We start from the raw sequence: 20,118 nt of genomic DNA, 5'->3' as shown, positions 1-20,118 counted from the left end.
TTCGCTATCCACCAATGTAAGACATTTCAACTTTTGGACGTTTATTTGTACTTTCTGCCGTTCGTTCATCTGAATACCGATCTTTCCTAAACTCCCATGTATGTTGTAGAATTTTTAATAGTGAGGCATCAGAAATATTTTCTCGAAGAAGCGTTCGTAAATCTGTTCCTTTTGTTCCAAATAAGCATGTGAAAAATTTACCGTCTGCCGAAATACGAGCTCTCGTACAAGAAGAACAAAATGACTCAGAAACAGAAGTAATAAATCCAACTTCTGCATCGTTCCCTACATATCGATACAATTTCGCTACTTCTCCAAAGTAACGAGGCTTAACAGGCTCAATCGGATATACACGATTAATTTTCTCTATTAATTGTTCCTTCGTAATAACTTGTTCAAAGTTCCATCCGTTCGTACTGCCCACATCCATAAACTCAATAAAACGGAGCTGAATTTCTTGTTCTTTAAAATAACGAGCCATAAGAAGAATTTGACTATCATTCATCCCTTTTTTTACGACCATATTTACCTTTACTTCTAATCCAGCTGCCTTTGCTGCTTCAATTCCTTTCAATACAGGTTTTGTACTTACATTTCGTCCATTAATTTTTTGGAAGACGTGATCCTCTATCGCATCTAAACTAATATTTACACGTTTTAATCCCGCTTCTTTTAATAGCTTAGCTTGTTTTGCTAAATGAATACCGTTTGTTGTGAGTCCAATATCCGTTAAACCTTCTATCTTTGCAAGCCTTGCGATTAACTTCGGTAAATCTTTACGCAATAAAGGTTCACCGCCAGTAAGCCTAATTTTTTCAACTCCCATACTTATAAATAATCTCGCTAATCTTTCTATTTCATCGAACGTTAATAAAAACTCTTCCTGTAAAAAAGCGTAATCAGGTCCGAACACTTCCGCCGGCATACAGTACGTGCACCTAAAATTACAACGGTCAATAACTGAAATACGTAAATCTTGAAGTGGCCGCTCTAAAGAATCTCTCATCTTCTCGTGCATCTATATCCCTTCTTTTCTACTCAAATCATTAGTAAGCTTTCAAATTTTTTATTTGCCTTCATTATAAAAAAGAAGCTACATATTCAATGTGACTTTTCTCACATTACTTTCCCCATTCAAAAATTCTTCACAAATCCGTTCGAATTTTGTTCACATCTCTAGTCCCATTCTCTTTACATATTGAAATTCCTTATTGTGTTTCTTTTTTCTTAAACTAAAAATTTATAGTCATATAATCCTTTACTTCAAGTAGCTTTTTAGAAATTTAATGTTGTTTTCCCCTACGGTCATTGAAATTTTTCTTTATTTTCAAAATAGCTCTTGCATTTTCATCATACTTACACTCAAAATAGGAAATGTATTGCTTATAAGAAGAAAGGTGATCGCTGTGGCAAACAGTATGACATTATCTCAAGATTTAAAAGAATTACTTGCATCTGTTGAATATAAAATGCAGATAAAAAAAGGAAGTTTTATTTTTCAAGAAGGTATGGAAGCAACAGATCTCTATATCATCCACTCAGGAAAAGTACAAATTAGTAAACTAAGTGCTGACGGGCAAGAATTAACACTCCGTATTTGTTCGCAATATGACATTATTGGAGAACTAACATTGTTCACGGACAATGCGAAGTATTTATTAAATTCAAAATGCCTTGAAGATGTTGAAGTAGGCGTTATAAAGCGTGAAGCCTTAGAAAAAGCATTACTCCAAAAACCCGCACTTGTATTTGAATTTATGAAATGGATTAGTGAACATTTAAGAAGAATGCAAACGAAGTTCCGAGATTTAGTATTACACGGCAAAAAAGGTGCCCTATATTCTACTCTCATTCGAATGACAAATAGTTATGGTGTATTAAAAGAAAATGGGATTCTCATCGATTTACCATTAACGAATCAAGAACTTGCAAACTTCTGTGCAACTTCGCGTGAAAGCGTAAATCGAATGTTAAATGATTTGAAAAAAAAAGGTACAATTTCTATTAATAAAGGAAAGATTACAATCCATGATTTACAATTTTTAAAATGTGAAATTGCTTGTGAAGATTGTTCTGCCTCTGTTTGTAGCATAGAGTAGCATCTTATTTAGATGCTACTCTTTTTTCATATTAAGTTACTGGTTATTTTCCTTGTTGCTATCCCCTATATCAAGAAAGACGAGGGCTTCAATTAAACCTCGTCTTTCTTGATATATTACTAAATAGGTATAACGGCATTATTTTTTCAATTCATTAGGAATACGTCTTCTGTAAATAACATAACTACGGCTTAAATATTTAATCGGAGCACTAAAAACATGGACAAGTCTTGTAAACGGCCATACTGCGAAAAGCCCCATCCCTGCAATAATATGAATTTTAAACCATACAGGTACTTCCATCATATATTCAACTTTCGGTTGGAAAATAAAGAGACTACGGAACCAAGGACCGATTGTTGTACGATAATCAAATCCTTTTGAGTCAATATTTAAAAAGGTTGAAGTCAGTCCCGCCAGCATCACAATAAGCAATAAGATAAGCGCAACATAATCTCCTGTTGTACTCGTTGCAATGATACGTTTTACTGTTAAACGGCGATACGTTAATATAATTAATCCAATAATAGAGGCAATCCCTGCCGGAAGTCCGAAGCTAATCGCTACTATATGATACATATGCTCAGAAATACCTATTGAGCGGTATATGGACTCTGGAATTAATATCCCCATCACATGACCGCCAATTACGAACATTATCCCAAAGTGGAATAATAGACTTCCGATCCGGAGCATTTTCTTCTCTAATAGTTCGCTAGATTTTGATGTCCAGCCAAATTGATCATAGTTGTATCTGAAAATGTGTCCACCAATAAAGATCGCAAAAATGATATAGGGAAACAGCACCCATAAAAATTGATCCATCATTTTGACAACACTCCTTTCTAATTCGTCTGTACTCCCCATGCATCGATAGCCAGGAGAACGGCTGCAAGAATTGGTTCGTGCATACAGTTTGCTTCTTTTAATTGCCCGTGCAGTGCTTGTATATTTTCCGTGTATTTACTCATAATTGGTTCGCTATCTTTTTCATTCGCGTTTGCAAGAAACTCAAGTAAAAGCGGTAAATAATCAGGTAGTTCTTTATCTGTTACGTTAAAACCAGATTTTTGATAATGCTGTTTTAACTCTAATAATTCAATTCCACGCTCTCTTTGTTCACCTGTTTTCATGTAGGTAAGATACATATTTGTCTTCTTTCCAAAGTCGAATGTATAGACGTAAGAATCAATAAGTTGATTGTCTGTTTTATCTAGCGCTGCTTTTATAAATGTTGTAAGTGATGCTCTGATTTCTTCCTGTTCAATTTCTTGAATCTCTTCCTGTAATTCTAGTAAAGCTTCTCTCCAACCTAGTTCAGGATAGGAGAGAAGAAAAGAAGAACAAGAAAAAGCGGTTTGTAAACTTTGTTTCATATTTGTCTGCCCCCTTTATTTAAGAAATTGTCATACAAGAGCCTGGGCCACCTGTGAAGGAAAGACCACAGCTTCCTTGTTCACTATATAAATCTGCAACTTGTTCGCGGTGAGATGTCGGAATGACGAAGCGATTTTTATATTTCGCAATGGCAAGAAGACGATACATATCTTCTACATCCTCTTTCGTTAAACCAATTTCTTTTAATACTGCTTCATTTGGTTCCTTATTAATTTGCAGTGCTCTCATATGTGTTCGCATGACAGCCATTTTTTTCAATGTAAGACGAATGTGTGATTCATCTCCTGCAGTGAGTAAATTCGCTAAATATTGAATTGGAATACGCATATTATCAATAGCAGGGAAAATCTCTTCTGCTTGCCAGTTACTTCCTTTCCCCTCCACCATATTCATAATCGGGCTAAGCGGCGGGATATACCAAACCATCGGCATTGTACGGTACTCTGGATGAAGAGGAAGAGCAATTTTCCAATCAATAATCATTTTATAAATAGGTGACTCCTGTGCCGCTTTCATCCATTCATCAGGAATTCCTTGTTTTTTTGCTTCAGCTATTACTTCTGGATCATTTGGATCTAGGAAAACAGTAAGCTGAGATTCATATAAATCTTTTTCATTTTCAACAGAAGCTGCTTCTTTTACTTTGTCAGCGTCATATAACATTACCCCTATATAGCGAATACGTCCTACACATGTTTCAGAGCAAATTGTTGGCATACCAGCTTCAATACGCGGGAAACACATTGTGCATTTTTCTGCTTTATTTGTTTGCCAGTTAAAATACACTTTTTTATACGGACAAGACGATACACAAAATCTCCAAGCACGACATGCATTTTGATCAACAAGGACAATCCCATCTTCTTCACGTTTATACATCGCACCAGATGGACAAGACGAAACGCAAGATGGATTCATACAATGTTCGCATATGCGTGGTAAATACATCATAAAGACATTTTCAAAATCCGTTTTAATTCCTTCTTCCATTTTCTTGACGTTCGGATCTTGTAATCCTGTTATATGTCCACCTGCTAAATCATCTTCCCAGTTTGGACCCCATTCAATTTTGTCGATAAATTCGCCCGTAATTGCTGATTTTGGACGAGCAACTGGTTGATGTTTACGCTGCGGGCTGTTTGTTAACGTTTCATAATCATAATTCCAAGGTTCAAAGTAATCATCGATTGTTGGTTGATCTGGATTGTGGAAAATGTTCATAAGACGCTTCATTTTCGAACCGGATTTCAGCTGAATTTCACCATTTTTTAATTCCCAGCCGCCTTTGTATTTCTCCTGATCTTCCCATTGTTTCGGATAACCAATTCCAGGTTTCGTTTCTACGTTATTGAAGTACATATATTCAGCACCTGGACGATTTGTCCAGGTGTTTTTGCATGTTACGCTACAAGTGTGGCAGCCGATGCATTTATCTAGGTTCATTACCATTCCGACTTGCGCTTTAATCTTCAAGCCAATCTACCTCCTTCAGTTTACGGATTACGACATTTAAGTCACGCTGGTTCCCCGTCGGACCATAGTAGTTAAATCCATAGCTTAATTGGCCATATCCACCAATCATATGTGTTGGTTTAACGTGAATACGGGTTGGACTATTATGTGTTCCCCCGCGGGTGCTTGTTAATTTCGTACCAGGCACGTTAATGTGACGATCTTGTGCATGGTGCATAAATGCCATTCCCCTCGGTATACGGTGCGTTACAACAGCACGTGCTACGACAACGCCGTTACGATTAAAGCATTCAATCCAATCATTATCGGCAACTCCAGCTTCATTCGCGTCATCTTTGTTCATCCAAACAGTTGGACCGCCTCTAAACAGCGTTAACATCGGCAATGAATCGAAGTACATACTATGAATCGACCACTTATTATGCGGTGTTAAATAGTTTAGTGTAATTTCTTTCCCTTCTACTTCAGGTCGTGATTTACGAAACGGTTTATGTTGCAGAATTGGTTTAAATGTTGCCATCGTTTCACCAAATTCTTTCATCATGTCGTGATCTAAGTAGAAAGATTGTCGACCGGTTATCGTTCTCCAAGGGATGAGACGCTCAACATTGGTTGTAAATGGTGAGTAACGTCGTCCACCTTTTTCAGAACCCGTAAAGGCTGGAGAAGTAATTACTGTTTTAGGCTGCGCTGTAATTTGTTCAAATGTGAAGCATTCTTCTTCACGTTCTTCTGCTAAATCACGTAGTTTTAAATCGGTTTGTTTTTCAAGTGCTTCCCATGCTTTTACAGCCATATGACCGTTTGTTGTAGAAGAAAGTGTTAATACCGCCTCAGCAGCATTGATTGCTTCTTTTATATCTGGGCACCCTTTCGCAATAGAATCCGTTCGAATAACTCCTAATCGACTCTTTAATTGCTCATATTCTTTTTCTGCTGACCAAGAAATCCCTTTCGTACCAATCGGTTGTTTTCCGGTATTTGGTCCAAGCGCTGTCATCTTGTCATAAATCGTTTTGTAATCCCTTTCGACAACATGAATTTGCGGCATTGTTTTACCTGGGATCGGTTCACACTCACCTTTGCTCCAATCTTTAATCTTGCCAAGTGGTTGCGCTAATTCTTGCGGTGTATCGTGAAGAAGTGGTGTTGCAACAACTTCTTTCATTGGCTCAAGATCAATTTTCTTCGCTAAATCCGACACAGCTTTAGAAAGAGTGGTGAAAATATCCCAGTCAGAGCGTGCTTCCCACGGTGAACCGATTGCTGGATTAAATGGATGTACAAATGGATGCATATCTGTACTACTTAAATCATGTTTTTCATACCAAGTTGAAGCAGGTAAGACGATATCAGAATAAAGCGCCGTTCCAGCCATACGGAAATCTAAATTAATGAGTAAATCTAACTTCCCTTCAGGTGCATCTTCATGCCACTTAATTTCTTCTGGTCGTAATGAATCACTATCGTCATTCATTAATCCGTTTGTTGTACCTAATAAATGTTTTAAGAAATATTCGTGACCTTTACCGGAACTTGAAATTAAGTTTGCACGCCATACGAATAAGTTACGCGGGAAGTTGTTTTTATTATCTGGATCTTCAATTGCAAATTTCAGTTCTTTTTCTTTTAATTTTTGTGCAACGTATTTTCCGATTTCTTCTTGCGTTGTTGCACCAGCAGCAACAGCTTCTTTATATAATTCAATTCCATTCTTCTCGAATGTTGGATACGAAGGTAACCAGCCAAGTCGTGCCGCTAATACATTGTAATCACCGTGATGTTGATAACGTGAGTTGCCCTCAATTGGTGATGCTAAATGTCCAACAGGTGTATCTTCATAGCGCCATTGATCTGTTACGAAATAGAAGAATGACGTACCGTTTTGTAATTTCGGTGGCCCTTGCCAATCTTTTGCCATTGCGATTGTTTGCCACCCTTCTGCTGGTCGCAGCTTTTCTTGACCAACATAATGTGCCCAACCACCCCCGTTGACACCTTGTGCCCCAACGAGAAGAACAAGATTTAAAACTGCACGATAAATCGTATCAGAGTTAAACCAATGATTAATACCTGCTCCGACAATAATCATCGAGCGGCCATTCGTATCAACTGCATTTTGCGCGAACTCACGAGCAATTTGAATAATAAGCTCTCGTTTTACTCCAGTCATTTTCTCTTGCCATGCAGGTGTAAACGGTACATCATCATTGAAATCTTTCGGTTCTTGCCCGCCAAGACCTCGGTTCACACCGTAATTTGCTAACGTTAAATCGTATACAGTTGTAACGAACACTTCGCCTTCTTCTGTCATAACTTTTTTCACTGGAATGGTACGTTCTAATACTTTGTTTCCATCATCCGAGAAGTACGGGATTTGTACAGTTTCAACAGCTTCTTCCATTCCAAGTAAAGAAAGACGTGGATCAATCGTTTCACCTGTCTGTTCATCTTCTAAACGCAAGTTCCATTTCTTCTCGTTATCCCAACGTGATCCCATTGTGCCGTGAGGTGTTGCAAAATCTTTCGTGTTATCATTCCAAAGAACAGGTTTCCATTCACCTAACTTCGTTTCACGTCCAATATCAGAAGCGTTTAAGAAACGATCAGCAACGAATTGATCTCCTTTTTGTTTCAATGTGACAAAGAACGGAAAATCAGTATATTGCTTCGCATACTTTGTGAAGTATTCCACTTGATTATCTACGTAAAATTCTTGTAAGATCACATGCCCCATTGCCATCGCAAGGGCACCGTCTGTACCTTGCTTCACACTAATCCAATCATCTGCAAACTTTGTGGACTCGGCAAAATCAGGACTTACAGAAACGACTTTCGTCCCTTTATAACGAACTTCTGCTAAGAAGTGAGCATCTGGCGTTCTCGTCATCGGTACATTTGAACCCCATGTCATAATGTAGCCAGAGTTATACCAGTCACTACTTTCTGGTACATCTGTTTGATCACCCCAAATTTGCGGAGAAGCTGGTGGTAAATCAGCATACCAATCATAAAAGCTAAGCATCGGCCCACCCATAAGTTGCATAAAACGGCTACCTGCAGCGTGACTTAACATCGACATAGCTGGAATTGGTGAAAAACCAACATTGCGGTCTGGACCGTATTTAATTACTGTATAAAGTAAAGAAGCTGAAACAAGTTGTAATACTTCATCCCAATTCGCTCGGATGAATCCCCCTTTACCGCGTGCCTCTTTATAAGCACGTGCTTTTTCAGGGTTTTCCACGATGCTTTTCCAAGCGTCTAGTGGTGAATCGTTATTTTGTAATTCCTCTTGCCACATACTCCAAAGAACACCACGTACATACGGATATTTCACACGAAGTGGACTATAAATGTACCAAGAAAAACTCGCCCCACGTGGACAACCTCGTGGTTCAAAATCAGGCATATCAGGACCTGTTGTTGGGTAATTAAGCTCTTGCCCTTCCCATGTTACAATTCCATCTTTCACATAAATGTTCCAACTACACGAACCAGTACAGTTCACACCGTGTGTAGAACGGATTACTTTATCATGCTGCCAACGTTTTCTGTACACATTTTCCCATTCACGATCTTCATATGTTTCTTGTGTATGATTATCGTTATAACGATCTATTGGTGAAAAATATTTTAAGCGTCTCATTAGTGCTGAAGGTTTCTTCTTCATAGTGTTCACTCCTTTAATACGTCTCTCTTACATACCCTTACTATAAGAGAGGTTGTAAAATACAGATGTGACATTTCGCACAGTTCAAGAGATTGTCAAAAATTCATAAAAAAATAAGTTTGAGAGAAAGTATTCGTAAATAAAGGTTTCTTTGCTCCGTTGTGAAGTTTTAAGGTCAACAGTGATTATTAGGAGAATAGTATTTTGAGGTATCGACCATTTTGCAAAAGAAAAAACGTAGGAGACATTCCTACGTTTTTCTTTATAAATATATTAAAAAGAGTTTTGATATTATTTCAAAAATGCTATAAGGAAACGATTATAAATTGTATGTAAGGATTTTATTTTTTCAGCGATACTATTTTATATTAAGACATATTTTACATTAAACTAGAAATCATTATTTACTATATTGCCCTTGGTTACGGAAACAATTATACTAGATATACTTCGAATTAATAATCTGAATATTCTTAGAATTAAGAGTAGGATTTCCTTTGAGGGCATAGAAATTGTAAAGTATCTCACCATGATTTTTTAACATGTAAGTTTCTTCCTATTTATACAAGTTCTCAATATGAACTTATATAATACCATTACGAATTACCTCTTAGATTACTATCATACTGCAATAAAATGAAGGAACTCCTTTTCTTTAACCTAAATTCTATTTTTCACTAAATGAATTAGAAAACGATAATAAAACTAGGAGGATTACGATGCCCCAGATTGATTCATTACATCCCATTGTAGAAAAAATAATCAACAATATTGAAAAATTAATGGTCGGAAAACGAAAAGAAACGATCTTAGTCTTGACAGCTCTCTTAGCTGAAGGTCATGTACTATTAGAAGATGTTCCCGGTGTCGGGAAAACAATGCTAGTACGTGCTCTTTCTAAATCAATTGATGCCGATTACAAGCGGATTCAATTCACACCTGATTTACTGCCGTCAGATGTAACAGGTGTTTCTATTTACAATCCAAAAGAGCTCCAATTTGAGTTTAAGCCTGGACCAATTATGGGGAATTTTGTACTTGCTGATGAAATTAATCGTACATCTCCAAAGACGCAATCTGCCTTACTTGAAAGTATGGAAGAAGGCACTATCACAATAGATGGCATTACAAGACCGTTACCAAAACCGTTCTTTGTAATGGCTACACAAAATCCGGTCGAATATGAGGGAACATACCCTTTACCAGAAGCTCAGCTTGATCGTTTCTTGTTGAAACTAAGGATGGGATATCCTACACCAGAAGAAGAATTTGAAATTTTAAACCGGATGGAAAAAACAAATCCACTCTCCCATTTACAAGCTATTACTACAATAAAAGAATTACTTTATTTACAACAAAGCGTACGGGAAGTAAGCATGGACAAAGCAATCAAGCATTACATTGTAAAGCTTGTTACTCAGACTCGTACTTATAGTTCTATACAGCTAGGTGCAAGTCCACGCGGCTCAATTGCTTTAATGAAAGCTTCACAGGCTTATGCATTCATCCATGGTAGAAATTATATTATTCCAGACGATGTTAAATTTTTAGCTCCTTACGTTTTAGCTCACAGACTCATTCTAAAAATGGAAGCAAGATTTGAAGGAATAACAGGAGAAAAAGTTATCGCCAAAATCGTTGCACGAACTACCGTGCCAACTCAAAGGACGACGAACCTTTGATGAAACGACTACTACGAGCACTATATCACGTTACGAAGTTATTGCTAATCCCTTTATGCCTAGTCTTAACATTTGTGTACGCTATGCTTCAAGGAGGATTTGTAAGTTGGTTTTTGTTTTACAGTACGATTCCTATTGGCCTTTATTCACTACTACTCCCCTTCTACGCTTTACGGGACGCTGAAGTAAAACGAATAACAAACAAAAACGAATATGCAGCAGGAGAACAATTTTTAAGCACTATTACAATAAAAAGAAAATTTCCTTTTCCCTTACTTTATTTAGTTATAGAAGATGAACTGCCATCACAATTTACAAGTTGTATACAAACAAAGATGAATAAGGTAATACTCTTTCCAGGATTAAAACGAAATATTTCGTTTCAATATGTGATTGACACACTCCCTAGAGGAGAGCACACTTTTTCAAGCGTACGTGTCAAAACTGGCGATCTATTCGGTATGATGGAGAAAGAAGTAACTTTTTCAGTTCCAGATACATTTTTAATCTATCCCCAGTACGTAGATATAACGTATCGACAATTGGAAAATCATTTCGAACAAGGAGCGCTTTCAGCAAATATAAATTTAGCAAAAGACTCTACAATCTCTGTCGGTGTCAGAGACTATAAACCTGGTGACCGCTTTTCATGGATTGATTGGAAAGCAACTGCACGAACAAACAATATTATGACGAAAGAGTTTGAACAACAGCGCAGCCATAATATCATGATATTCATGGACAGAACCACATCCCCTCTATTCGAATCAGTCGTAACGTTTACTGCCTCTATTGTTAGGGCTGTCTTGAAGCAAAATTCACCAGCGTCATTCGTGTCTGTCGGAAAAGAACAAACTATTTTCCCTTTAGACAATGGAGATACTCAGTTGCAGCAAATCTTTTGTCATTTAGCGAAAGTACAAGCAGACAGTGTATTCCCGCTCTCCCAGAGTGTAGAAATGGAATTAAGAAAAATTTATGAGCCCGTAACGATTATACTCGTGACAAGCGATCTTTCTCCCGATATTCAAAAGGCGGCTGACTGTGCTGCTATAAAAAATAGAAAATTAATGGTGTTTGTCGTGAAAGAAAAAGCGAATCAACTCTCACAGCGAGAACTCAGTATACTAGAAACTCTACAAAAACGAAAAATATTTGTAAACGCGGTTTATGAAAACCGGTATACAAACGTGTTTTTTGAGGTGAGCAAATGATAACATTACAAACAAAATACCAATGGGATATGAGCAGATTCTTCATGCATGTATGTGCACTTCTTCTTTTACTAGAATGGCTAAGACCCCTTATAGGTATTACAAACGTAGGTAGATTAGATATTTTTGTAATATTTATAGGAATTTGCTTCACTCTCTCTTTTTTTCAAACAAGGTGGCAGATTCCAATAAAGATCGTCACAATATTATTCATCATTCATTTCCTGTATTATAAAAATACTTTTATAAATCCATCTTGGCTAACGAAATTTTTTACTGATATGTCTCGAAATTCCTCCCTGTTTTTCCAGGGGAATTTGCTAGATATTTCTCCAGTTTTTCCAACACTTTTATTTTTTTTATCATTTTGGTTTTTGAGTTCTTTCATCTCTTTTTGGATGATTCATAAAAAACGTGGTTTGTTATTTCTTGTATTGACTATTATTTATATCATAACTTTTCATAACTTACATTTATACAATGCAAACTACGCTATTATTCGTACTGTTGTCATCGGCTTTTTTATGCTCAGTCTTCTTCAAATAGAACGAATAAAAGAGATGGAACACTTAAAAAATTATGCTAGAGTAATCTCAAAATTACTTAGACCTCTTACAATATTTATTGTATTGTCAGCAATCATCGCATACTTTGCTCCAAAATTTGGTCCTCAATGGCCAAACCCAATGAATTTTTTAAAATTCAACACATCCGAAGCAAGTAAAGAACAAGAAGTTTCTAAAATTGGGTATGGTTTAGATGACTCCCGATTAGGCGGTCCTTTTAAGGCGGATCCTACAATTGTTTTCACAGCACAAACACAAAACAAACAATATTGGAGAGTAGAAACAAAAGATTTTTATACAGGAAAAGGCTGGGAAGTTTCTGAAAATCAAAAAAAGGTTTCTTTTAAAAATAAAAACGACGTCGTGAGCTGGTACGAACAAAATACAAAGACGGAGGCAACGGAGGCAACAATCACCATGCAAAAAAGTTATCCTCACCTTACCTATCCAGCAGGATTAGTATCAGTTGAGGCTTCTTCTGATGTATCATACAGCGTTGACCCATTTTCAGAAAAAATCTATACGATGCACGGAGACTCTTCTACTACTTTAAATTCATATAAAGTAACATATGAGATCCCGGAGTTTTCCATAGAAAACTTGAAAGCTGTAAAAACGAATGAAGGTCAGGAAACAAGTTCTTATTTCATGACAAAGTACACACAACTTCCCGAATCATTACCGCAGCGAGTAAAAGACTTAGCTGTTAATCTTACAAATGATAAAGACAATCGATATGATAAAGTATTAGCTATTGAAAATTACTTCACAGACAATTCTTTTGTATACGAAACAATGAATGTCTTATTCCCTGCCAAAAACCAAGATTATGTAGATCAATTCCTTTTCGATACAAAAAGCGGCTACTGTAATAATTTTTCGACGTCTATGATCGTGTTACTTCGTTCTGCCGGGATTCCTGCTCGCTGGGTAAAAGGCTATACAGAAGGAACTCTTGAGAATACATTTGCTAGTACAGAAGGTGAGAATGTTTATAAAATCGCGAACAATAACGCACACTCTTGGGTCGAAGTATATTTTCCAGAATACGGATGGATTCCATTCGAACCAACAAAAGGGTTTACCAATCCCTATAATTTTATAAATAATACTCCTGCTTCTACTTCACAAAATAGCGAAGAAACTAATTCTAATAGCGGGCAAATACACCAACGGAACAATGAAGAGAAGCTCAAAAGTTTAATAGAAAATACAGAAGAAGCCTCTACTAAAAAGATTACAAATTCTAAAAATAGGATTTCTTGGTGGTACGTATTTCTCTCTACGATACCGATTAGTATCATCGGATACATTCTCTTCACTACTAGAATGAAATGGATTACATTTTTTATTATTCTTTTCTATAAATACCGAAAAGATGATGCTGTTTATAGAAAAGCTTACAGTGCACTTTTAAAACAATTTGCGAGAATTGGCATACCACGGGGTGAAAGTCAAACATTCCGAGAGTATGCTCTCCAGATCGATACACTTTACAACTCGGCCGATATGCAACAACTTACTTTCAGTTATGAGAACGCTATGTATCAAAAGGGACAGGCCGCAGCCGAATGGAAGAAATCCGTACACTTATGGGAAGTGCTTATGAAAAAAGCAACTTCTCTGCCTAAATCAAATGACTTCGATACAGTGATTTAATCTTGATAATGTGCGTTTAAAGAAAACACCTCAAAGAACTACTTTGTTCTTTGAGGTGTTATTTAATAAACATAATAAAAGATAGCTAACTCCTAATTATTCCCCAAGCACCTTCTCAATCTCAACCTCTAAATCCACCGGCTTCGTTTGCGGTGCAAAACGCCCTACTACTTTCCCGTCTTTTCCAATTAAAAACTTAGTAAAGTTCCATTTCACAGCTTTCATACCAAGTAAACCTGGTGCTTGTTCTGTCATGTATGTATAAAGAGGATGAGCCTTATCACCTTTCACATCAATCTTTGCAAACATCGGGAAGTTTACACCGTAGTTCAATTCACAAAAACTTGTAATATCCGTTTCTGTACCAGGTTCTTGTCCCCCGAATTGATTACAAGGGAAACCGAGTATCTCTAGTCCTTGTTCTTTATATTTATCATATACTTCCTGTAACCCTTTATATTGAGGTGTAAATCCACATTTACTAGCTACATTTACAATGAGAAGTACTTTTCCTTCGTAATCTTTTAACGATTTTTCTTCTCCTGTTATTGTTTTAGCTGAAAAATCATAAACTGTCATTGTTCCTACCCCTCTCTTCACTATCATTCTATGTTTATACTATACTACATTAGTGAATATACGGCTCTTATTACAATACTTACACATTAAAATGATAGCGCTTTATTCTTGTTCAAAAATTCGACACAAACTACTAGACTTTAATGATGGAAAGTTTTACAATTGAATTGTGAACAAAATGTGACAGTTTATATTCCATTATAAAAGAAAAGGATGGTGTTCATTATGAAAACTGCACAACATGAAACAATTTCAAATCGCGAGTTTTATTTCGTACTATATATGATGTTATTGTATGTGATTGGCTGGGTAATCGATGTAAATGGTTTATTTTTAAGCTCCTACTTTAATTTAGCAGGAGAGATTATGCTTCCAATCGTTGGTGGCATAGTTGGACTGTTCGTTATGTCTATCAATAAAGAACAAACGAAATAACAACACTTTAAAAAGGCAGAAGACGAGCTTTCGTTTTCTGCCTTTTTCTATTTTAGCGTATAATAGAAACATACAGTAACTAAGGAGTGGTAATGATGAAAAAAGTAGAGCAACTATCTTCTCACCTATATCTGATTGATGATTTTGATTTACAACATAATGAACGAACTGGTACGTACGTTTTATTAGGTGACGATATTACTTTAATTGAAACTTGTGCAGCCCCTTCTCTTCCGTATATTTTAGACGGCTTACAACAAATACATATTGATTTAAACGATGTTAAAAACATTATCGTTACACATGTTCATTTAGATCACGCCGGGGCTGCTGGTTTAATGATGGAAAAATGCCCAAATGCTACTTTATATGTGCATTCTCGCGGTGCTCGTCATATGATTGATCCAACAAAACTCATTTTAGGCGCAAAGGCTGTATACAAAGAAGATTTCGATAAACTATTTGATCCAATTCTTCCTATAGAAGAAGAACGTGTTCGTATTGTACAAAATGGTGATACGTTAAAAATTGCCGAAGACCGTACACTTACATTTTACGATACACCGGGACATGCTAAACACCATATTAGCATTCACGATTCATTAACAAACGGCATTTTTACTGGCGATACAATTGGAATTTATTATAGAGAACTCGCAGACCTTGGTGTAGAACTATATTTACCATCAACATCCCCTTCACAATTCCAACCAGATGCGATGATTGCTTCTAAAAATCACATTCAAAGTATGAATGTAGATACTATTTATTTCGGTCATTACGGTGCATCATCCAATGTTACAGAAGTATATAACCAACTTGAACATTGGTTACCTATTTTCGTTCATACTGGTAAAGATGTCTTTGAAAAATGTAATGATTTCGATGAGGCAACCAAAGCATTACAAACTTTATTAATGGATAAAATCTCTTCTCACCTTACAAAATTAAACGTCCCATCAAATCATTCCGTTTATAACATTTTACATCTAGATATAGAAATTAGCGCCATGGGCATTATTGATTATTTCACAAAGCAAGAAAAAACAAATTCCACTATTAAATAACGGCAAAAAAAGAGATATACAACAGTAGTTATTGTATATCTCTTCTTTCTTTGAATATATTTTTAGTAAAGGATGGTGGAATGCAATGCAAAAAGTGATGCTATACCTCTGCTTTACATTATTTATCGTCTTATTATTATTTGTCGGAGTAAAAATTCAATTTTATTTAGATACAGATGCGCAAGTGAACTTTAACCTTTATCCAAGGTTATTCTACTTTACACTCTTCCCTCTTTTAGTCGGCATTTTATTACGATTCCTACAATCCATTAATCGCGAAACGAGCAAACAAAACTGGAACTTTCAGCTGGATAAATTTATCGCTATTACGTTGCCTACACTATTCATTTCCTTTTCTCCAGCTCTACTCTTTTCACCACTTGGCGAATACCTACCTTATTTAACTAATATTATTCTTGTGAATACAACTTTCGTTACCATTATTAGTTTAATAGCTGGTTATTCACTATTAGATTGTTTTATACAAAAAGACAAGGAGAATATTAAGGAATATAACTAAGTGATTTCCCACTTTCACTTTATTAAGCAAATCAAGATAATTCTGCCCCTGACTTGTATGCAAAAGAACCTAATGTTCAATTTTTAAGTGTCGTTGGTTATGGTGGTTTATTTATAAGTGCAATACTCCTTGTAAAAGTTGCTATACATGCGGTAAGGAAATTTAAGTAATAACAAAACGAGTATGAAATCGCATAGATTTTATACTCGTTTTTTATTGTTCATATATTTAATTGATAATAGGAAATTTATGTTAAACTAAAGAAAGTCGTGCACTAAATCAAAATACATTTCAAACAAGGGAGACTTATTATGAAATTAGGGACTTTCTCGTTTCTAACGTTTATCGCAAGTATATGTTCTTTCTTTGTTTTAAGAGGACCTAATGCGAATTTAACATTAATTATTGTGCTTCTAAGTATGCTTTCATTACTCGGTATTATTTTTGCGATCGCATCAAAGAATTGGCTATTTAAAATAGTTGGTACGGCATTAAATGGAGTAATACTAGTATTTGTATATTTCTTATTGCTAGCAAAAGGAATAGGTGGTTAATATATTTACGTTTCAATAAGAAAAGCTCACAGCTTAAGGCTTAAGCTATGAGCTTTTTTACTTATCTCACCTTTTCATCTACATACTCCATAAACTGTTCTGCTTTAATAAATCTTTCTTTATACGCTTCAGGTACTTCTTCTACCGTTATCCCACCACTCGATTTCGCTTTTACTAATACAGTTTGATATGCCATTAATGCTTCCATATATTGTTCATACTCTTCAGGAGTTAATACTTCTTTACTAGATTTATGGCCGTTTAATTTATCAAAATACGGCTGAAGCTCCATTTCTACCTTTTTCAATTCCACTTTTTTAGCTGGCGATAATTGATCATAATCAATATTACCATTCGAATCCCCGTACTCAAGCTTTGCATTCGTTAATTTCTTTAGTTCTTTTGTAAACTCTTCATATTCTTTTGCACCCATTTCATCTTTCGCTTGAGATAACTTTGCATTAAAACGCATGTATCCTTCTAATGTTATAGCTCCGGCATGCTTCTTTAAATTTTCAAACGACCCGTATATACCATCTGCCATAATAGATTGATAAGCAAAACCAGTTGTCGGAATTAAAAATGCGGCTGCAAGCACTCCTGCGATAAGGCGCTTCTTCCTTTTACTTCCACCACGCTTCATTTTAATTTGAACGATTACTTTTTCTTTTAACTCTGGCGGGGCTATAATCCCTTTCGCTTCTTCTTGTATTGATTCCCTAACTCTACAATCTAAACTCATTTCACATTCCCTACCTCTCCTAAAAAGATTTCTTCTACTTGCTCTTTTTGACGTAGTTTCTTTAGTGCTGCATGAATTCTGGACTTCACGGTACCGATTGGAGTATGTAATATATGTGCTACTTCTTCTTGTGAGTAATCATGTAAGTATCTTAAGATAATAACTTGTTTCAATTTATATGGTAATTTATGAATGAGTTCAATTAATTTTTGGTTTGATATTTTACTTACAACATCGCTAGAAAAATCAATTTGTACTGGTTTTCTTTGCTCTTCTGCTTTTTTTACAATTCGCAGTCGCATCCACCTCTTTCTTCTATAAGAATGAATTTGTTTAATCGCAAGTCCAATTAACCATGGACGAAATGGCTTCTCACTATCATATTTACGAAGCGATTCATATAGCTGTATGTATATTTCCTGAACGACATCATCTATATCTGCTTTATCCTCTATTAAAAAATGTGCTGTCTTATATACTTCTTGAATCGTTTTATCATACAACTCACTATACGCTTCTTTATTGCCTGATAAAGTTAATTGGATTAGTTCTGTGTATACTGTTTCATCCTTCATATACCATCCCTCCTTTGTCCTACACTATATATTGGCAAGCAAACGATATTTCGTTCGATTTCTTTCAAAGATTTTTCAAATAAATTAATATAAGGATGCAATGGCTTCATAAGCTTCACTTATAACCCTGCATAACAATTATATAATTTTCCAATTCCTAATGAAGATTTAAAATAATATTTATAGTCAAATTTAGGAGGATGTATATGAAAGCTATCGTTGTAACTTCATTCGGTGGTCCTGAAGTGTTGAAATATACGGACATGGATATTCCTACAATTTCAGATAATCAAGTTTTAATTCGCGTTGTTGCTACTAGTGTTAATTTCGCCGATATTAAATCACGTTATGGCAAAAAAGGAAACAAAGCCTTACCTTTTATTCCAGGGATAGATGCAGCTGGTATTGTAGAACACGTAGGTTCTCATGTGAAAAATATTTATCCTGGCCAGCGTGTCATTACTTTTCCTCAAAATGGCTCTTACGCTGAATATGTTGTCGCGAACGAAAATCTTACTTTTGTATTACCTGATGAAGTTGATTTCCAAACTGCAGCTGCCTGCCCTATCGTATCTTTTACAAGCTACAATTTACTTGCAAATGTTGCAAGACTTCAGCAAGGTGAATCTGTTCTAATTCATGCCGCTGCTGGAGGAATTGGTACTACTGCGATTCAACTCGCAAAATTATTAGGGGCTAAAAAAGTAATCGGGACTGTCGGAAGTGAAGCAAAAAGAAAAATTGCTTTAGATGCTGGCGCTGATTATGTTATTTGTCATCAAGATGAAGATTTTGTAGAGAGGGTAGATCAGCTTACAAACGGAGAAGGCGTTAATATTGTTTTAGATTCTATTTCTGGTACTGTGTCCGAAAGAAGTTTAGACTGCCTTGCTTATTACGGTCGTCTCGTCCATTTCGGCAATGCTAGCGGAGAAGTTGGTAGTTTTCAAACGAAAGATTTACACGCAAGTTGCCGTTCTATACTCGGCTTCAGCTTTGGCACTACACGAAAAAAACGTCCTGAATTGCTTCAAGAAACTGCGAATCAAGTTTTCCGTTATTTACGCGATGGAAGTTTACAAATTAAAACTACGAAATCTTTTCCTCTTCAAGATGCAGGGAAAGCACATGAATGGGTCGAAAGTAGACAAAGTACAGGGAAAGTAATACTACACGTTCAAACAGCTCCCTAAAATGAATACATGAAATAGAGGTGTTATTCATGGGATCACGAATTATGCATATCATTATCGCTAACGGTATTGCTGAGAAACTTTCTATTCAAGATAAAACCTCTTTCTTACTTGGTGGTGTAGCTCCTGATGCTGTTCATTCAAAAGAAGAAAAAGGAACTTCACATTTTTACGCTGGTACAACGAAAAACTATACGAGAAGAATAGATTATGATTCATTTATTCATAAATATGAAGATCATATGGATTCCTCTTATATGTTAGGTTATTATACCCACCTCATTGCCGACGATAATTGGCTAAGTGGATTTTTTCTACCTTGGCTAAAAAACAGAATTGAGAACGACGAAACTATCGTGCCTATGTACTATAACGATTTTAAATTATTGAACGCACAATTGTTGCATCATTACGATAAAGAACAACAGCTCTTCGCCCTACTTAATCAAGAGGCTAACATTGTGAATATCGAGGAGATTTCTAGAGAGAATGTTTTAGCTTTTCGGCAATATATTTTTGAAGATATGCTATACCCTGAGCAACACTTGCACGAAAACTTACAAGTGTTTTCATTTGATCAAATCGTTGGTTATATTGAGACAGCTATTGAAAAAGGAGCTTTTTATATTGAGCAACGCTCTAATGAAAAATTCACTTCAAATATTTAATCCCCCTCATTACATACGAGG

The 20,118-nt window shown here is 35.9% G+C and carries 18 protein-coding genes; 10 read left to right on the top strand and 8 right to left on the bottom strand.

Annotation, left to right across the window (positions count from 1 at the left end; all coding sequences use genetic code 11):
• Nucleotides 1-4: 4 nt before the first annotated feature.
• Nucleotides 5-1,018 (bottom strand): GTP 3',8-cyclase MoaA, encoded by a 1,014-nt coding sequence (gene moaA, locus MHB76_RS10445; RefSeq protein WP_016104678.1) that lies wholly within the window; start codon nt 1,016-1,018, stop codon nt 5-7.
• A 388-nt stretch (nt 1,019-1,406) separates the two neighbouring features.
• On the opposite strand from moaA, the gene MHB76_RS10440 reads away from it, so the two are divergent.
• Nucleotides 1,407-2,099, top strand: a complete 693-nt coding sequence (locus MHB76_RS10440; protein ID WP_016104677.1) for a Crp/Fnr family transcriptional regulator — start codon at nt 1,407-1,409, stop codon at nt 2,097-2,099.
• Between the two features lie 138 nt (nt 2,100-2,237).
• Here the strand turns inward: MHB76_RS10440 and narI are convergent, their stop codons facing one another.
• Genes narI through MHB76_RS10420 form a run of 4 tightly spaced genes read right to left on the bottom strand, consistent with a single transcriptional unit; the run spans nt 2,238 to nt 8,643 of the window.
• On the bottom strand, nt 2,238-2,927 hold the full coding sequence (gene narI, locus MHB76_RS10435) for a respiratory nitrate reductase subunit gamma (protein WP_002148403.1): 690 nt from the start codon (nt 2,925-2,927) through the stop codon (nt 2,238-2,240).
• A gap of 17 nt (nt 2,928-2,944) precedes the next feature.
• Nucleotides 2,945-3,475: a nitrate reductase molybdenum cofactor assembly chaperone gene (gene narJ, locus MHB76_RS10430; protein WP_002158082.1), complete on the bottom strand. Its 531-nt coding sequence runs from the start codon at nt 3,473-3,475 to the stop codon at nt 2,945-2,947.
• Between the two features lie 19 nt (nt 3,476-3,494).
• On the bottom strand, nt 3,495-4,970 hold the full coding sequence (narH, locus tag MHB76_RS10425; RefSeq protein ID WP_340986391.1) for a nitrate reductase subunit beta: 1,476 nt from the start codon (nt 4,968-4,970) through the stop codon (nt 3,495-3,497).
• A complete protein-coding gene (locus MHB76_RS10420; protein WP_340986389.1) occupies nt 4,960-8,643 on the bottom strand; it encodes a nitrate reductase subunit alpha in 3,684 nt (1,227 codons plus the stop codon). Before MHB76_RS10420 ends, narH begins: the two co-directional genes overlap by 11 nt.
• A gap of 719 nt (nt 8,644-9,362) precedes the next feature.
• On the opposite strand from MHB76_RS10420, the gene MHB76_RS10415 reads away from it, so the two are divergent.
• The 3 genes from MHB76_RS10415 to MHB76_RS10405 are packed head-to-tail and all read left to right on the top strand — an operon-like array spanning nt 9,363 to nt 13,764.
• A complete protein-coding gene (locus tag MHB76_RS10415; protein ID WP_078173743.1) occupies nt 9,363-10,325 on the top strand; it encodes an AAA family ATPase in 963 nt (320 codons plus the stop codon).
• Nucleotides 10,325-11,539: a DUF58 domain-containing protein gene (locus tag MHB76_RS10410; RefSeq protein ID WP_078173744.1), complete on the top strand. Its 1,215-nt coding sequence runs from the start codon at nt 10,325-10,327 to the stop codon at nt 11,537-11,539. The genes MHB76_RS10415 and MHB76_RS10410 overlap by 1 nt, the downstream gene beginning before the upstream one ends.
• Entirely contained in the window at nt 11,536-13,764 is a 2,229-nt protein-coding gene (locus tag MHB76_RS10405; protein WP_078173745.1) for a transglutaminase TgpA family protein, read from the top strand. The genes MHB76_RS10410 and MHB76_RS10405 overlap by 4 nt, the downstream gene beginning before the upstream one ends.
• A 96-nt stretch (nt 13,765-13,860) precedes the next feature.
• Here MHB76_RS10405 and bsaA read toward each other — a convergent pair whose 3' ends face one another.
• Complete coding sequence (gene bsaA / locus MHB76_RS10400) at nt 13,861-14,343, bottom strand: glutathione peroxidase (protein WP_078173746.1); 483 nt, start codon at nt 14,341-14,343, stop codon at nt 13,861-13,863.
• Between the two features lie 225 nt (nt 14,344-14,568).
• On the opposite strand from bsaA, the gene MHB76_RS10395 reads away from it, so the two are divergent.
• The 4 genes from MHB76_RS10395 to MHB76_RS10380 all read left to right on the top strand — a co-directional run bounded on the left by MHB76_RS10395 (nt 14,569) and on the right by MHB76_RS10380 (nt 16,919).
• Complete coding sequence (locus MHB76_RS10395; protein ID WP_002127081.1) at nt 14,569-14,778, top strand: DUF3925 family protein; 210 nt, start codon at nt 14,569-14,571, stop codon at nt 14,776-14,778.
• Nucleotides 14,779-14,873: 95 nt separating this feature from the next.
• A complete protein-coding gene (locus MHB76_RS10390; protein WP_033714163.1) occupies nt 14,874-15,845 on the top strand; it encodes an MBL fold metallo-hydrolase in 972 nt (323 codons plus the stop codon).
• Nucleotides 15,846-15,930: 85 nt separating this feature from the next.
• The gene (locus MHB76_RS10385) at nt 15,931-16,365 is read left to right on the top strand and encodes a hypothetical protein (RefSeq protein WP_078173748.1); all 435 of its coding nucleotides are present in this window, start codon (nt 15,931-15,933) and stop codon (nt 16,363-16,365) included.
• A 311-nt stretch (nt 16,366-16,676) separates the two neighbouring features.
• Nucleotides 16,677-16,919, top strand: a complete 243-nt coding sequence (locus MHB76_RS10380) for a hypothetical protein (RefSeq protein WP_078173750.1) — start codon at nt 16,677-16,679, stop codon at nt 16,917-16,919.
• Between the two features lie 61 nt (nt 16,920-16,980).
• Here the strand turns inward: MHB76_RS10380 and MHB76_RS10375 are convergent, their stop codons facing one another.
• Nucleotides 16,981-17,661, bottom strand: coding sequence for a DUF3600 domain-containing protein (locus MHB76_RS10375; RefSeq protein ID WP_078173751.1), 681 nt, complete (start codon nt 17,659-17,661; stop codon nt 16,981-16,983).
• Nucleotides 17,658-18,236 carry a sigma-70 family RNA polymerase sigma factor gene (locus tag MHB76_RS10370; protein ID WP_002158094.1) on the bottom strand — a complete coding sequence of 193 codons (579 nt, stop codon included), beginning with the start codon at nt 18,234-18,236 and terminating at the stop codon, nt 17,658-17,660. Before MHB76_RS10370 ends, MHB76_RS10375 begins: the two co-directional genes overlap by 4 nt.
• A 206-nt stretch (nt 18,237-18,442) precedes the next feature.
• On the opposite strand from MHB76_RS10370, the gene MHB76_RS10365 reads away from it, so the two are divergent.
• Together MHB76_RS10365 and MHB76_RS10360 are read left to right on the top strand one after the other, a co-directional pair.
• Nucleotides 18,443-19,429, top strand: a complete 987-nt coding sequence (locus MHB76_RS10365; protein ID WP_016104667.1) for a quinone oxidoreductase family protein — start codon at nt 18,443-18,445, stop codon at nt 19,427-19,429.
• A 29-nt stretch (nt 19,430-19,458) separates the two neighbouring features.
• The gene (locus tag MHB76_RS10360) at nt 19,459-20,097 is read left to right on the top strand and encodes a zinc dependent phospholipase C family protein (RefSeq protein WP_078173752.1); all 639 of its coding nucleotides are present in this window, start codon (nt 19,459-19,461) and stop codon (nt 20,095-20,097) included.
• Nucleotides 20,098-20,118 lie beyond the last annotated feature (21 nt).

It is taken from the genome of Bacillus sp. FSL M7-1345 (assembly GCF_038006985.1).
GTDB classification, from domain to species: Bacteria; Bacillota; Bacilli; order Bacillales; family Bacillaceae_G; genus Bacillus_A; species Bacillus_A cereus_U.
This window is presented reverse-complemented; position numbering and strand designations above follow the sequence as displayed.

What these genes read in the sequence shown, in the direction of transcription:
- MHB76_RS10410 (WP_078173744.1), top strand. Translation starts at nt 10,325, where the DNA reads ATGAAACGACTACTACGAGCACTATATCACGTTACGAAGTTATTGCTA.
- MHB76_RS10405 (WP_078173745.1), top strand. Translation starts at nt 11,536, where the DNA reads ATGATAACATTACAAACAAAATACCAATGGGATATGAGCAGATTCTTC.
- narJ (WP_002158082.1), bottom strand. Translation starts at nt 3,475, where the DNA reads ATGAAACAAAGTTTACAAACCGCTTTTTCTTGTTCTTCTTTTCTTCTC.
- narI (WP_002148403.1), bottom strand. Translation starts at nt 2,927, where the DNA reads ATGATGGATCAATTTTTATGGGTGCTGTTTCCCTATATCATTTTTGCG.
- MHB76_RS10415 (WP_078173743.1), top strand. Translation starts at nt 9,363, where the DNA reads ATGCCCCAGATTGATTCATTACATCCCATTGTAGAAAAAATAATCAAC.
- MHB76_RS10375 (WP_078173751.1), bottom strand. Translation starts at nt 17,661, where the DNA reads ATGAGTTTAGATTGTAGAGTTAGGGAATCAATACAAGAAGAAGCGAAA.
- MHB76_RS10380 (WP_078173750.1), top strand. Translation starts at nt 16,677, where the DNA reads ATGAAATTAGGGACTTTCTCGTTTCTAACGTTTATCGCAAGTATATGT.
- MHB76_RS10420 (WP_340986389.1), bottom strand. Translation starts at nt 8,643, where the DNA reads ATGAAGAAGAAACCTTCAGCACTAATGAGACGCTTAAAATATTTTTCA.
- bsaA (WP_078173746.1), bottom strand. Translation starts at nt 14,343, where the DNA reads ATGACAGTTTATGATTTTTCAGCTAAAACAATAACAGGAGAAGAAAAA.
- MHB76_RS10395 (WP_002127081.1), top strand. Translation starts at nt 14,569, where the DNA reads ATGAAAACTGCACAACATGAAACAATTTCAAATCGCGAGTTTTATTTC.
- moaA (WP_016104678.1), bottom strand. Translation starts at nt 1,018, where the DNA reads ATGCACGAGAAGATGAGAGATTCTTTAGAGCGGCCACTTCAAGATTTA.
- MHB76_RS10385 (WP_078173748.1), top strand. Translation starts at nt 15,931, where the DNA reads ATGCAAAAAGTGATGCTATACCTCTGCTTTACATTATTTATCGTCTTA.
- MHB76_RS10370 (WP_002158094.1), bottom strand. Translation starts at nt 18,236, where the DNA reads ATGAAGGATGAAACAGTATACACAGAACTAATCCAATTAACTTTATCA.
- MHB76_RS10365 (WP_016104667.1), top strand. Translation starts at nt 18,443, where the DNA reads ATGAAAGCTATCGTTGTAACTTCATTCGGTGGTCCTGAAGTGTTGAAA.
- MHB76_RS10360 (WP_078173752.1), top strand. Translation starts at nt 19,459, where the DNA reads ATGGGATCACGAATTATGCATATCATTATCGCTAACGGTATTGCTGAG.
- MHB76_RS10390 (WP_033714163.1), top strand. Translation starts at nt 14,874, where the DNA reads ATGAAAAAAGTAGAGCAACTATCTTCTCACCTATATCTGATTGATGAT.